The organism is Duganella sp. LjRoot269 (genome assembly GCF_964254095.1).
In the GTDB taxonomy this organism is placed as follows: domain Bacteria; phylum Pseudomonadota; class Gammaproteobacteria; order Burkholderiales; family Burkholderiaceae_D; genus Rugamonas; species Rugamonas hordei.
The window spans coordinates 5300908-5314446 of sequence record NZ_CAXUSL020000001.1 but is presented as its reverse complement, the minus strand read 5'-3'; the positions used below and the strand labels follow the sequence as shown (position 1 = coordinate 5314446).

10 protein-coding genes are annotated in these 13539 nt (G+C 66.3%); 8 read left to right on the top strand and 2 right to left on the bottom strand.

Annotated features, from left to right (window positions below):
• Window positions 1-28: 28 nt before the first annotated feature.
• Window positions 29-694, bottom strand: coding sequence for a hypothetical protein (locus ACSQ3S_RS23755; protein WP_436143980.1), 666 nt, complete (start codon window positions 692-694; stop codon window positions 29-31).
• Window positions 695-871: 177 nt separating this feature from the next.
• On the opposite strand from ACSQ3S_RS23755, the gene ACSQ3S_RS23750 reads away from it, so the two are divergent.
• From ACSQ3S_RS23750 to tal, 3 genes are read left to right on the top strand one after another with little or no spacing between them, the layout of a single operon-like run.
• Window positions 872-3124 carry a TonB-dependent receptor gene (locus ACSQ3S_RS23750; protein WP_436143979.1) on the top strand — a complete coding sequence of 751 codons (2253 nt, stop codon included), beginning with the start codon at window positions 872-874 and terminating at the stop codon, window positions 3122-3124.
• Between the two features lie 21 nt (window positions 3125-3145).
• Window positions 3146-4216 carry an adenosine deaminase gene (locus ACSQ3S_RS23745; protein ID WP_436143978.1) on the top strand — a complete coding sequence of 357 codons (1071 nt, stop codon included), beginning with the start codon at window positions 3146-3148 and terminating at the stop codon, window positions 4214-4216.
• The gene (tal, locus tag ACSQ3S_RS23740; protein ID WP_436143977.1) at window positions 4213-5151 is read left to right on the top strand and encodes a transaldolase; all 939 of its coding nucleotides are present in this window, start codon (window positions 4213-4215) and stop codon (window positions 5149-5151) included. The genes ACSQ3S_RS23745 and tal overlap by 4 nt, the downstream gene beginning before the upstream one ends.
• Window positions 5152-5155: 4 nt before the next feature.
• On the opposite strand, the gene ACSQ3S_RS23735 is transcribed toward tal, so the two are convergent.
• The gene (locus ACSQ3S_RS23735; RefSeq protein WP_413447973.1) at window positions 5156-5902 is read right to left on the bottom strand and encodes a GntR family transcriptional regulator; all 747 of its coding nucleotides are present in this window, start codon (window positions 5900-5902) and stop codon (window positions 5156-5158) included.
• Window positions 5903-6188: 286 nt separating this feature from the next.
• On the opposite strand from ACSQ3S_RS23735, the gene ACSQ3S_RS23730 reads away from it, so the two are divergent.
• The 5 genes from ACSQ3S_RS23730 to ACSQ3S_RS23710 all read left to right on the top strand — a co-directional run bounded on the left by ACSQ3S_RS23730 (window position 6189) and on the right by ACSQ3S_RS23710 (window position 13533).
• The gene (locus tag ACSQ3S_RS23730; protein WP_436143976.1) at window positions 6189-8642 is read left to right on the top strand and encodes a TonB-dependent receptor; all 2454 of its coding nucleotides are present in this window, start codon (window positions 6189-6191) and stop codon (window positions 8640-8642) included.
• Between the two features lie 64 nt (window positions 8643-8706).
• Window positions 8707-9801, top strand: coding sequence for a BMP family lipoprotein (locus ACSQ3S_RS23725; RefSeq protein ID WP_436143975.1), 1095 nt, complete (start codon window positions 8707-8709; stop codon window positions 9799-9801).
• A gap of 14 nt (window positions 9802-9815) precedes the next feature.
• Window positions 9816-11411: an ABC transporter ATP-binding protein gene (locus tag ACSQ3S_RS23720; protein WP_413447976.1), complete on the top strand. Its 1596-nt coding sequence runs from the start codon at window positions 9816-9818 to the stop codon at window positions 11409-11411.
• Complete coding sequence (locus ACSQ3S_RS23715; protein ID WP_436143974.1) at window positions 11408-12562, top strand: ABC transporter permease; 1155 nt, start codon at window positions 11408-11410, stop codon at window positions 12560-12562. Before ACSQ3S_RS23720 ends, ACSQ3S_RS23715 begins: the two co-directional genes overlap by 4 nt.
• Window positions 12559-13533 carry an ABC transporter permease gene (locus ACSQ3S_RS23710; protein ID WP_176651771.1) on the top strand — a complete coding sequence of 325 codons (975 nt, stop codon included), beginning with the start codon at window positions 12559-12561 and terminating at the stop codon, window positions 13531-13533. The genes ACSQ3S_RS23715 and ACSQ3S_RS23710 overlap by 4 nt, the downstream gene beginning before the upstream one ends.
• Window positions 13534-13539: the final 6 nt, after the last annotated feature.

Genomic DNA, 13539 nt, shown 5'->3' with positions numbered 1-13539 from the left:
TTATACACTTGTTTCCGCTGCTGGGATGTCACGATTCGGCAGAGCCGAAGACGATGCGGCACACCGCCTCGCATTTTGCGAGGTCGAACCGGTTTCCCGTGCGCACGCCGGACTCCATGTCTATCCAGTAAGCGGTGTCGGCGTCGAGCGGCAAGTGCGCCAGCACGGCGGCCACGTTGTCCGGATTCAATCCTCCCGAATAGCCGCAAAACGCCTGCCGTGCGCCGATGGCGGGCCATACCTCGGGCCGCTGACCGGTGCCGAACGAGACGTCGTAAAGCCAGTCGACGCGTGCATCCACGGGAAACCCCCCCTGGCACTGCAGCGCCGCGCGCACGCCGTTGCGGGCCGCGTACAACTGGCTGTTGCGGATCTCGCTGTCGCTGCTGCCGGAGCGGCTGTGGTTGATCTGTATGCGGGCGTAGCCGCTCAGGTCGAGGCCGGGATCGCCACCTTCCACGATGGCCCTGGCCGCCGCGCCGCACACGTGCGCCGACAGGCGCAGCGGCGCGCCTTGCAGGGCCCTGCGTACCGCCGGAAGCGGAAACAGCGGCGCTCCTTCTTGCGCCGCATCCAGCAACACGCCCCATTCGACCGGATAGCGCGCCGACAGCGCCAGCATGCCCGGCAGCAGGGTGCTGTCGTCGATACCGGTGAAGGTGACAAAGGATGGTGCCGTGAAAAGTGCTGTCATGATTGCCTTTTGTTTTTTATGGTACGTACCATTGTATTTGCAAAAATTCAAAAATCAAGAAATTTACTCAAAAAATACAATATAAAATAAATTTATTGATAATTGGTACGTACCATTATATAGTTTTTGTTGGGTGGCTATTTCGATCAATCAAACGACAACGAGGGGGGGGTGGGCATGACGATCTTGAGGCAAGCGTGGGGTATATGCGGGGCCGTGGCGGCGCTGGCGCCGTCCGGCCTGGTCCTGGCGCAGGATGCGGTGCCGGCAACTGCGCCGACGCCGGCGCAGTTGCAGACGGTGACGGTGAGCGCCGAGCGGCGTCAGGAAAATATCAAGAACGTGCCGGTGTCGGCATCCATCGTCTCGGACGAGGCGCTGGCTGCGCTGAATTCCGGCAACCTGGACATGCAGATGCTGGCGGGCCGCGTGCCCAGCCTGAACGTGGAGTCGTCGTTCGGCCGCTCCTATCCGCGCTTCTACATCCGCGGCTACGGCAACGTCGATTTCCATCAGAATGCGTCGCAGCCGGTATCGCTGGTCTACGACGACGTCGTGCTAGAAAGCCCGGTGCTGAAGGGTTTCCCGGCGTTCGACCTGGAACGCATCGAAGTGCTGCGCGGTCCGCAAGGGTCGCTGTTCGGCCGCAACACGCCGGCCGGCGTGGTCAAGTTCAATTCGGTCCAGCCCTCGTCCACACCGGGCGGCTATGTGACGATATTGGATGCCACCTATAACACCGCCAATCTGGAAGCGGCGCTGAATGTACCGATGGGCGACGGGCTGGCGGCGCGCATCTCGGTGCTGGGCGAGCACCGCGACAACTGGATCGGCAATCCTCATACCGGCGACGCCAAGGCCTACGGCGGCTACAACGACAACGCCGCGCGCTTCCAGCTGTCCTACAAGCCCGACGCCAATTTCAGCGCGTTGGCCAACCTGCACGGACGGACGCTGAACGGCAGCGCCTCGGTATTCCGCGCCAATATCATCCAGAAGGGCAGCGACGCGCTGGTGCCCGGCTTCGACGTGGCCAGCGCCGCCACCGACGGCGACAATGGGCAGCACCTGGAAAACTACGGCGGCAACCTGCGCCTGCAATGGCGCCTGGGCGGTGTGACGCTGCATTCGATCACCGGTTATGAAACCGTGCGGGTGTTCAGCCGCGGCGACATCGACGGCGGCGTGGGCGCCGCGTTCGCGCCGCCGTCCGGACCGGGCTTGATACCCTTTCCGGTCGAATCGGCCGACGGCACCTCGGGTCATCATCAGCTGACGCAGGAGCTGCGGCTGGAATCGAACCTGAAGGATGGACTGCGGTGGCAGGCCGGCCTGTTTTATTTCGATGAGCGCTACCGGATCGACAGCTACAGCTACGACTCGCTGAACCACGGCGTGCTGACCGCCGATGTCCGCTCGCATCAAAAGAACGACGCCTATGCCGCATTCGGCTCGTTGAACTACGATGTGAACGAGCGCGTCAACCTGCGCGCGGGCCTGCGCTACACGCACGACAAGAAAGAGCTCTACACCGAGCGCGCGGACAAGCCTGACGGAGGCAGCGACGTCGACGCATCCGCCGGCCTGGCCACCGGCACCAGCGTCTCCAAGGTCAACTGGGATGCCAGCGGCGTCTACAAGCTCAATGAGGACGCCAACCTGTATGCGCGCGTCGCCACCGGCTTCCGCGGCGCCACCATCCAGCCGGCGGCGACGTTCAATCCGATGTCGGTGGCGCAGCCGGAAACCATCACCTCGTATGAAGTCGGCTTCAAGTCGGACCTGCTGCAACGCCGGGCGAGGGTGGCGGTGGACGTCTACGACTACACGGTCAAGGGCCTGCAGCTGACGGCGGTGGGTGGCTCGTCGAATTCGGCGATCCTGCTGAACGCGCAGAAAAGCAAGGGGCGCGGCGTCGAACTGGATCTGGAAGCCTATCTCGCCGACGACCTACTGCTGACGTTCGGCGGCAGCTATAACTTTACCCGCATCGACGATCCCAATCTGACCGTCGGCGCCTGCGCCGCCTGCACCATACTCAATCCGACGGTGGTCGTGGGCGGTTCGAGGCTGGTGCGCATAGACGGCAATCCGCTGCCGCAGGCGCCGCGCTGGACCGGCAATGTCACGCTGCGCTACAGCCGCCCGTACCGCAACGGCGAGCTGTTTGCCTATACCGATTGGGTGTACCGCAGCGACGTCAATTTCACGTTGTACCGCTCGAAGGAGTTCGTCGGCAAGCCCTTGCTGACCGGCGGCCTGCGCGTCGGCTACAAGTGGGACAACGACCGCTACGAGGTGGCGCTGTTCGGCCGCAACATCACCAACCGCGTCCAGCTGATCGGCGGCATCGACTTCAACAACCTGACCGGCTTCGTCAACGACAGCAATCCGCGCATCGTCGGCCTCCAACTCAGCCGGCGCTTCTGACCCCGACGAAAGGACATAGCGATGATGACCACATTGCCCGAACTGGCCAGGCGCATGCCCAAGGCCGAACTGCATCTTCACCTGGAGGGGACGCTGGAGCCTGAATTGATGTTTGCGCTGGCTGCGCGCAATGGCATCGCTTTGGCGTGGGACTCGGTCGAGGCGGTACGCCAGGCCTATGCCTTCGACGACCTGCAATCCTTCCTCGATATTTACTATGCGGGTGCCAGCGTGCTGCTGACGGAGCAGGACTTCTACGACATGACCTGGGCCTATCTGCTGCGCGCGCGGGCCGGCAACGTGCTGCATGCCGAGATGTTTTTCGATCCGCAGACGCATACCGCGCGCGGCGTGGCTTTCGCTACCGTGGTGGAAGGCATCGGCCGCGCGCAGGACGACGCGGAAGCGGCATGGGGCATGAGCAGTGCGCTGATCATGTGCTTCCTGCGGCACCTGAGCGAGGATGATGCGTTTGCCACGCTGGAGCTGGCCATGCCGCACCGGCGACGCATCATCGGTGTCGGCCTGGATTCCTCGGAGCGCGGCCATCCACCGGAAAAATTCGCGCGGGTCTTTGCGCGCTGCCGGGAACTGGGACTGAGGCTGGTCGCGCATGCGGGCGAGGAGGGGCCTCCGGCCTATATCTGGAGCGCGCTCGACGTACTGAGGGTCGAGCGCATCGACCACGGTGTGCGCTGCCTGGAAGATGCGGCGCTGGTGCGACATCTGGCGGCGCAGCGCATACCGCTGACGGTTTGTCCGCTGTCGAACATCAAGTTGCGCGTATTTCCCGGCATGGCCTCGCATAACCTGCGCCGGATGCTGGACGCCGACCTGGCCGTGACGCTGAACTCGGACGATCCGGCATATTTCGGCGGCTATATCGAGGACAACTTCGCTGCCGCCTTCGAGGAACTGCCGCTCGATGCCAGTCACGCCTATCAGCTGGCCTGCAACAGCTTCGATGCCGCCTTCCTGCCTGCCGAGGTCAAGGCGCGCTTCCGCGCCGAAGTGGCGGTGTTCTTCGCCGGCCATATGTGGCCCGATCGTGACCACCTCATTTGTCGAACACCGGAAGGAATAGCTTCATGAACCAGTTGGACCAGCTCAAACAATACAGCGTTGTTGTCGCCGATACCGGCGACTTCCTGGCGATGCGGACCTACGCGCCGCGCGATGCGACCACCAATCCATCGCTGATACTGAAGGCCGCGCAGGCGCCGGCCTACCGCCCCCTGCTCGAGCGGGTTGTGGAAGCCAACCAGGGCCTGGCCTGCTCGGATCTGGCCGATCATCTGCTGGTGGCGTTCGGGGTGGAGATCCTGCGCATCGTCCCGGGGCGGGTATCGACCGAAGTCGATGCGCGCATGGCGTTCGACAGCGCCGGCACTGTGGAAAAGGGCAGGGCCTTGATTGCCCGCTATGAGGCGGCGGGCATCGCGCGCGACCGGGTGCTGATAAAAATCGCCGCCACCTGGGAGGGCATACGCGCCGCCGAAGTGCTCGAACGCGACGGCATACACTGCAATATGACGCTGGTGTTCGGGCTGGCGCAGGCGGCCGCCTGCGCCGAGGCCGGCGTCCGGCTGATATCTCCGTTTGTCGGCCGCATCAGCGATTGGTATCGGCAGCATACCGGCTTGACCTATGCCGCCGACGACGACCCGGGCGTGCTGTCGGTAAGGCGCATCTTCGATTACTACGCCAGGCATGGCCACCGCACCGAAGTGATGGCGGCAAGCTTCCGCAGCACGGCGCAGATTGCCGCGCTGGCCGGTTGCGACCTGCTGACCGTCAGTCCCGAGTTGCTGGGGCAGTTGGGGGAGTCGAAGGCGCCGCTGGCGCGCAGGCTCGATCGCGCTGCTTTGGACGCGGAAGCGATCGAGCGTGTGCCGGTGGACGAGGAGTCGTTCCGCCGCATGCTCGACGGCGACGCCATGGCCAGCGCCAAACTGGCCGAAGGCATACGCCAGTTTTGCGACGATACCGACCGGCTGGAGCGCCTGATCGGCGCCGTAGCCGGTTGAGTGGTCATGCCGGCTGGCCGATGCTCCACTTGCTGATGCGGGTCTTGTAGCGGTAGGACGGAAGATATTTCATCTCGCAGTATTCGACCGGCTCGCGCCGGCTCGACAGCATGATGCGTTCGCATACCAGAATGGGCGTGCCGGCCGTGATGCCCAGCAGCTGGACCTCTTCGGCGCCGGCGGGAATAGCGCCTATGCTTTCAAGGCTCTCCGACGGCTCGATGCCGAACTTGTCCACCAGCAGGCGATACAGCGAGCCGGCCCGCTCCAGGTCTTTGCGCGCCAGCTGTTCCCCAGGCGGCAGACGGACGTAGGAATCCTGGATGCCGATAGGCGCGCCATCCATCAGCCGCAGCCGCTTCAGGTGCAGGATGGGCGTCTCGCTGTCGATGTTGAGCAGGCTGGCGATGGCCATGCTGGCGATGATCTCCTCCATCACCAGGATCTTTTGTCCAGGTACGCCGCCGCGTTTGATGGTGTCCTCGGTAAAGCTGTCCAGGAAGCGTGACATCTTGCGCACCGCGGCGGGTGCGGCAAACGTGCCACGACCGTGGTCGCTGTACAGCACTCCCTGTTCTTCCAGTAGTTTGATGGCCTTGCGGACAGTGTCGCGGCTCACCTCGTGCGTGGCGGCCAGATCGCGTTCGGCCGGAATGGCGTCGTTGGGGGCGATATGGCCGGATTCAATTTGCATCCGCAGCATGTCGGCCAGCTGGCGGTAGATCGGTGTGGAATTTGAAAAGGCGGTCACGCTGTTCACCTTCATGTATGAGGGACGGTAGTTATTTTGCTCGGCATGTTAACACGAGACGCCGCCGTGTCACGCGGCGGTCATGATGGAATTATATCTTGGTTCGTACCATATTTTTGACCGCTGTGTTGTTTGTGTATGTGGCACAGCGATTTTATGAAACGTGTTACATTTTTTTATTGAAGAATGGTACGTACCACTATACAATTCAATGCATGGGGAAGCATTAGTTCAAAAACAGGTATTTGTCCATTACTCAGGGGGTATCGTGTATAGAAGAATCGGATTGCTGGCAGCCGGATCGGCCGCCATGCTGCAGTGGGGCGCTCCGGCGGCGGCACAGGAAGCCGCGGTCAGCACGGACGACAAGGCGCCGACCGTGATTGAAGTCACCGGCCACGTGATGGGCAAGGGCGAGGCGCGGGCCAATAGCGTCATCGACAAGGAAACCATACAGCAGCAGCCTGCGGGCCTCGATCCGCTCAAGCTGCTGGCGCGCGTTCCGGGCCTGCAGGTCAGCTCCAGCGACGCCTTGACGGGCAGCTTCTCTATGCGCTTGACCATGCGCGGCTTGAACAAGGAGCAGATCGGCATCTCCGTCGACGGCATCCCGAACGGATCGACGCTGTCCAACGGCGGCACCATGCCGAACCGCCTGCTCGAACCGGCCAACCTGGTGCGGGTCGACGCTTCGCAAACCGCCGGCGACCTGGGCACGCCGTCGAACCAGGCGCTGGGCGGCTATATCGACTACAAGACGCGCGATCCGGCCAAGGAGCGCGGTGGCGACGTGGAACTGTCGGCCGGCAGCTTCGGCTACCAGCGCGAATTCCTGCGCGTCGACAGCGGCAAGTCGGCGCTGGGGACCAGCGCCTATCTGGATTACTCTCACGAATACGTGCGCACCTGGCCCGGCGAGCAGGCCGGCCGCAACCGCCGCCAGCACGCCGACCTGCGCGTGCTGCAGGATCTGGGCGGCGGCTCCAGCCTGCGCGCCACCGTCAGCTACAACTCTTTTTCCGATAATGACTACGACGCGGTCGCGTTGCGCGCCGTCGCGGCGCCGTTCTACAAGGCCACGTTCGAAGGCAATCCGAACACCGACGCGCTGACCGACCGCTGGACCGGCGACCCGGCCATCGACCAGAACTACCGGGGCACGCGCGGCATCAACAGCGAGGATACGCTGGCCCACGTCGACTGGACCCAGCGCTTCGGCGAAACCGGCAAGTTCACGCTCAAGCCCTATCTGCACAAGCAGAACGGCAATGGCTGGTTCTACGTCCCGTATGAGCAGCTGCCCAGCAATGGCCAGCAATACAGCGTTGTCGCGGCGGGCGCCTCGCCGACGGCGGTGGTGCAGGAGTGCTACAAGAATCAATATCAGCGCACGGCCAGCGGCGCCCTGGTGCCGGTGGCGGCGGTGTCCATCCCGGCCGGGTCCAGCGCCGCGGCGCTGAAGACGGCGGGCTGCCCGGCGGCGGCCAAGTATGCGATGAATCCGGTCGGCGCGTGGGGCGCGCGCGAGGCGACCACCCGCCGCAGCGACAATGCGATCGACCGCAAAGGCACGCTGGCCGAAGTGGCGATGACCTTCGACGAGGTGCATCGCGTGCGCCTTGGCGGATGGTACGAGCACATCACGCGCGCGAAGGTGCGCAACTGGTTCGACGTCACCGATCCCAAGGTGAGCGGAGCCTATGCCGACAGCGCGCTGTATTCCGTCACACAGGACCGCCACTACACGTCCAACACCGCGATGGCCTATGCGCAGGACAAAATGAGCCTGATGGGCGACCGCGTCGAACTGGATGTCGGTGCGACCTTCCAGCGCTTCAGCGAGTCCTATATGTCGCCGGTGGAGTTCGCGGGTTCGCGTTCGCTGCGGGTATCGTCCAAGCTGCTGCCCAAGCTCGCCGCGCTGTACCGCATCACCGACGAGTGGGAAGTCTTCGCCAGCGGTTCGAAAAACTTCAGCGCCATTCCCGACAGCGTTTTCGAAGGCACGGCGGCGGTCGATTCCAAGAACGGCATCAAGCCTGAAACCTCGATCAACAAGGACCTGGGCCTGCGCTGGGTGCGCGACCGCTACGGCCTGGCGCTGACGGCGTATTCGATCGACTATCGCGACCGCATCTCCATCCAGAACGGCAATCCGAACGGCGACATCTTCTCGCGCGACGCCAAGACCACCTTCCAGAACCAGGGCGGCATCAGCTCGCGCGGGGTGGAGCTGACCGCGCGCGCCACCGGCGACACCTACGAGCTGTATGCCAACGCCGCCTACAACGATGCGCACTATGTCGCCGATACTGCGGCCGAAGGCATCAAGTCCGGCGATCCGGTGCTCGGCGCACCGCGCCACTCGGCCTTTGCGGAAGCGGTATGGAAACCGATGGCCGCGTGGCGCGCCGCCGTCAATGCCAAATATGTGGGCGAGGCCGCCGGCACCTACGGCGTCGTGCCGAATACCGTGGTCACCGGCGGACCTGCCACCTATCCGCGCGAGTACATGCCGGCCTACACGCTGGTGGGGCTGTCCCTCAGCTACCGTCCGCAGGGGCAGTTCCTGGGCTACTTCCGCAATGCCGAGCTGTCCTTCAACGTCGACAACCTGTTCGACAAGCGTTATCTGGGCGGCGTGGGGGCGGAGCTGACCACCTCCAATCCACTGACATCCGGCCGCTATTTCCTCGGCAGTCCGCGCACGCTTTTCTTCACGCTGCGCAGCCACTTCTGAGCTATCCCGGCTGGCGCCGCAGGAAGTCGCATAATATAGACAGGGACCACCTTTGGGAGGGGTTGTGAAGCAAGCCGGTTTTCTTTTGCTGCGGCAGTTGTGCTGGTTGGGCCTCCTGGTGCTGGCGCTGTATGCGCTGGCCTGGGCAGGGCGGCGCGCCTATGCGCCGGAGGCCGCCGGCGCACGGTTGCGGGTGGCGTTGTTCATCAACGGCACCCGTGGCGACAAGTCGATGTTCGACTCGGCCGCGCACGGCATGGTGCAGGTGGCGGCGGCGCTGCCGGTGCGGACCCGGGTGATCGAGGGCGGCACCGATCCCACGCGCTGGGAAGCGGCGCTCAGCGACCTGGCCGACAGCGGCGACTATGACGTGGTGGTGGCCGGCACCTTCACCATGGTTCCCTATGTGCAGAAGCTGGCCGCGCAATTCCCGGCGACCCGTTTCATCGTCTTCGACGCGGCGGTCGACTATGCGGCCTGCCAATGCGGCAATGTGTATTCAATGCTGTTCCGCCAGAACGAAGGCGCCTACCTGGCCGGCTACCTGGCGGCGCGCCTGATGCAGCAAGGCCTGCCCGGCGCTCCGGCGGGCAGCGCGCTGGGCGTGGTGGGCGGCATGCAGTTCCCCGTGATCGAGGATTTCATCATCGGCTTTGGCGCCGGCGCCAGGGCCGCCGTGCCGGGCATCGCGATACTGAGCCAGTACGCCAACGCCTTCTCCGATCCGGCCGCGGGCAAGGAGATCGCCAAAGCCCAGTTCGGACAGGGCGCGGGCCTGATCTTCCACGCCGCCGGCGCGACCGGCCAGGGCGTGACCGAGGCGGCGGCGGAGGCCAGGCGCTACGTGATCGGCGTCGACATGGACCAATACCAGCTTTACCGCACCAGCAATCCCCAGCGGGCCGCGGGCATCGTCACTTCGGTGCTCAAGGAAGTCGACGCCGGACTGCTGCGCGCGGTCGGTTTGCAGCTGGAGGGCCGGCTGCCGTACGGCCGCGCGGAATCGCTCGGCCTGGCCGAGGGCGGCATCCGGCTGGCGCGACATTCGCAGGTGATGGATGCGGCGGCGCCTGCGCTGTTGCGCGAAGTCGATGCGCTGCAGGACGCCATTGTGCAGGGCCGCGTGCGCGTGCCCGGCGCTTTCGCCAAGACGATGTGAGGACCGCAAAGAACATGAAGCACACGATGCACGACATTCAGCCGCCGCGCCTGGAATTGCGCGCGGTCTCGAAGCGCTACCCGAACGGCACGCTGGCCAGCGATGGCGTCAGCCTGCAGGTGCGGCGCGGCGAGATCCATGCGCTGGTGGGCGAGAACGGCGCCGGCAAGTCGACGGTGATGAAGATGCTCTACGGGCTGGAACAGCCGAGCGCCGGCAGCATCCTGCTGGACGGCCAGCTGCGGCAGCTGCGCGATCCCGGCGAGGCGATCGAGGCCGGCATCGGTCTGGTGCCGCAGCACCTGCAACTGCTGCCGTCGTTTACCGTGGCACAGAACGTGGTGCTGGGCAGCGAGCCGTCGCGCTTCGGCCTGCTCGACCGCCAGGCCGCCATCGACCAGGTGCGCGCCGTGTCGCGGCGTTTTGGCCTGGAAGTCGATCCGCAGGCGCTGGTGTCCGGCCTGTCGCTGGGAGAGCAGCAGCGGGTCGAGATACTCAAGACGCTGTACCGGGGCGCCAGCCTGATCCTGCTCGACGAACCGACCGCCGTGTTGACGCCGGGCGAAGCCGAGGCGCTGTTCGCCGCCTTGCGCGCGTTGACGGCCCAGGGCCTGACCGTGCTGCTGATCACCCACAAGCTGACCGAGGTGCTGGACGTGTCGGACCGCTTCACCGTGCTGCGCGGCGGCCGCGTGACGGGCCAGGACGACGCCGGCGCCGTCGATGCGGCGCGCCTGACCGAGATGATCGTCGGCCGTCCGCTGGCGCCGTTGACGGTGGAGCGAACCGGCAAGCGCGGCCCCGGCACGCCAGCGCTGTTCAGCGCGCGCGGCGTCGGCCTGCGCCGGCCCGACGGCAGGGCGCAATTGAACGGCATCAGCTTCGAGATCGCGGCCGGAGAGATACTCGGCATCGCCGGGGTCGAGGGCAATGGACAAGGCGCGCTGGCCGATGTGCTGAGCGGCCTGCGCTCGCCCGATCATGGCCAGGCGCTGCTCGACGGCCGCGTCGTCACCGGCGCCGGCGTGCGCGCGGCGCGTGCCGCCGGCGTGGCGGCCATCCCCGAGGACCGGCTGCACAACGGCGTCGCCGCGGACATGAGCATCGCCGACAACGCGATCGCCGGCGCCTACCACAGACAGCCCCTGTCGCGCATGGGCTGGTTGAGCGCCGCAGCCATCCAGGCCATGGCACAGCGCCTGATGGCGCGCTATGGCGTGGCCGCGCGCGGACCCGGCCAGGCGATCGGCGCTCTCTCCGGCGGCAATATGCAGAAGATCGTACTGGGGCGGGAGCTGGACGCCGCGCCGCGCTTCCTGATCGCCAGCCAGCCGACGCGCGGCGTCGACCTCGGCGCGGCGCAGGCGCTGCGCCGCTGCCTGGTCGAATTGCGCGACAGCGGCGCCGCCGTGCTGCTGATTTCGTCCGATCTCGATGAAGTGCTGGAGCTGTCGGACCGGATCGCCGTGCTGTCGCAGGGCGAGATCGTCGGCCACTTCAACGGCGGCGCCACCGCCGCGCAACTGGGCGCCTACATGACCGGCGCGCGGCGCCAGTCCGGCGCCGCCGCGCTGCTCGAATCCCCGTTCAGCGGCGAGGTGGCGGCATGACGGCCGAAACCCTGAGCCAGGCCGCGACGGCGCTGCCACCGGCCGCGCTGCCGCTGCCGCCACCCGAGTTGTCGCGCGGCTGGCGCCTGGCGCTGGCCGTGGTCGCCGCGCTGCTGGCCGGCCTGGCCATGACGGCGCTGGTCAGCCGCGAGCCGCTGCGCGCCTACCTGGTGCTGTTGACCGGCGCCTTGCCCGATGTCGACTGGAGCCGCGCGCACGGCTGGCAGCTGCACCGCATGGTGCGTTTCGGTACGGTCATCGAGGATGCCGTCACGCTGACCTTCCTCGGCCTGGCGGTGGCGCTGCCGTTCCGCGCGCGCCAGTTTTCGCTGGGTGCCGACGGCCAGATGTTCCTGGCCGCGCTGGCCGCCACCGCCACCAGCCTGTATTGGCTGCAACTGGGCGGTCCGGCGTGGCTGCTGCTGCCGGCCGCCGCCTGCGCCGCCGTGCTGACCGGCTTTGCCTGGGGCCTGCTGCCAGGGCTGCTGAAGGTCCGCTGCGGCGCCAACGAAATGGTCACCAGCCTGATGCTCAACCTGATCGCGCTGCAGTTCTACCGGCTGGCCGTCGCCGACTGGCTGCGCGATCCGCATGCCGGCTATCAGGTGACGCCGCTGTTGCCGGCGGCGGCCGTGTTCTCGCCGCTGCTGGAGCACACCAACGTGACGACGCTGCTGTTCGCCGTGCCGCTGGCGGTGGCGGCGGCCGCGCTGCTGCTGACACGCACCACGCTGGGCTACGAGATCCGCGTCACCGGTTCGGCGCCGGCGTTTGCGCTGCAGGCCGGCCTGCCGGTCGGCCGCGCGGTGGTGCTGTCGATGGCTGCTGGCGGCGCCTTCGCGGCGCTGGCCGGCCTGCACATCAGCAACGGCCTGCTCAAGCGGCTGCCGGTCGACCTGTCGCCGGGCCTGGGCTACGACGGCCTGCTGGTGGCGCTGTTGGCGCGTAACGATCCGCGCGCCGTGCCGTGGGCGGCGCTGTTCTACGCCTGGCTGCGCACCGGCGCGCAGACCATGGAACGCAGCACCGACGTCTCGCGCGAGACGGTGCTGGTGATCCAGGCGCTGATCATCCTGTTCGTGGTGGCCGAGCGCCTGCTGCCGAAGCGCGTCAGCGATGTGCTGGCGCGCTGGACCGGAGGTGCGCGATGAGCGCCGACATCACCGCCGCCGGCGGCGTGGCCGGCATGGGCGCGGTCCTTCTGCTGATTGCGCTGCTGCGCGCGGCCACTCCCATCCTGCTGGCGGCGCTGGGCGGCCTGGTATCCGAACTGGCCGGGTGCGTCAACGTGGCGCTTGAAGGCATCATGCTGATCGCCGCCTTCTTCGGCGTGATCGGCGCCTTGTATGCCGGGCGCTGGTTCCCGGGACTGGCGCCGTGGCTCTATCCCTGGCTGGGCTGTGCCGCCGGCCTGCTGGCGGCGCTGCTGCTGACGGCGTTGCTGGCGGTGTTCCATCTGGAGCTGGGTGCGGACCTGATCGTCGGCGGCATTGCGATCAACCTGCTGGCGGCCGGCCTGACGGTGTTCCTGCTGGTCTCCCTGATCGGCGACAAGGGTTCGACGGCCGGCATCAACACGCCGTTGCTGCCGTCGGTCCACGTGCCCGGCCTGGCCGGCTGGCCCCTGGCCGAGTTGCTCGTCAACGGCGAGGCGGGACACGGCCAGCATGTGCTGCTGATCGCCGCCTTCGCGCTGGTGCCATTGCTGTCGCTGTTCCTGTCGCGTACCCGCTACGGCGCCTGGCTGCGCGCCGTCGGCGAAAACCGCGCCGCCGCGCTGGGGGCCGGCATCCCGGTGCGCCGCATGCAGTATGCGGCGTTGCTGCTCAGCGGAGCGCTGGCCGGCATGGGCGGCATTTATCTGAGCATGGGCTATCTGTCGCTGTTCCAGGCCGACATGACAGCCGGCCGCGGCTTCCTGGCGCTGGCCGCGGTGTTCCTCGGCGCCCGCAAGCCGCGCGGCGTGCTGGCGGCCGCGCTGCTGTTCGGCGCCGCCAGCGTGCTGGCCACGCGGCTTGGCGCGCTGAACTGGCCGACCCAGGTCATCTACATGCTGCCGCCGTTGGTCACCATCCTGGCACTGATGCTGGCCGGCCGGCGGCGCACGCAAACCTCATTATGAAAGAAG

Bases quoted from the DNA above. Each gene is read 5' to 3' on its own strand.
- ACSQ3S_RS23720 (WP_413447976.1), top strand. From the start codon at position 9,816: ATGAAGCACACGATGCACGACATTCAGCCGCCGCGCCTGGAATTGCGC.
- ACSQ3S_RS23755 (WP_436143980.1), bottom strand. From the start codon at position 694: ATGACAGCACTTTTCACGGCACCATCCTTTGTCACCTTCACCGGTATC.
- tal (WP_436143977.1), top strand. From the start codon at position 4,213: ATGAACCAGTTGGACCAGCTCAAACAATACAGCGTTGTTGTCGCCGAT.
- ACSQ3S_RS23745 (WP_436143978.1), top strand. From the start codon at position 3,146: ATGATGACCACATTGCCCGAACTGGCCAGGCGCATGCCCAAGGCCGAA.
- ACSQ3S_RS23715 (WP_436143974.1), top strand. From the start codon at position 11,408: ATGACGGCCGAAACCCTGAGCCAGGCCGCGACGGCGCTGCCACCGGCC.
- ACSQ3S_RS23750 (WP_436143979.1), top strand. From the start codon at position 872: ATGACGATCTTGAGGCAAGCGTGGGGTATATGCGGGGCCGTGGCGGCG.
- ACSQ3S_RS23710 (WP_176651771.1), top strand. From the start codon at position 12,559: ATGAGCGCCGACATCACCGCCGCCGGCGGCGTGGCCGGCATGGGCGCG.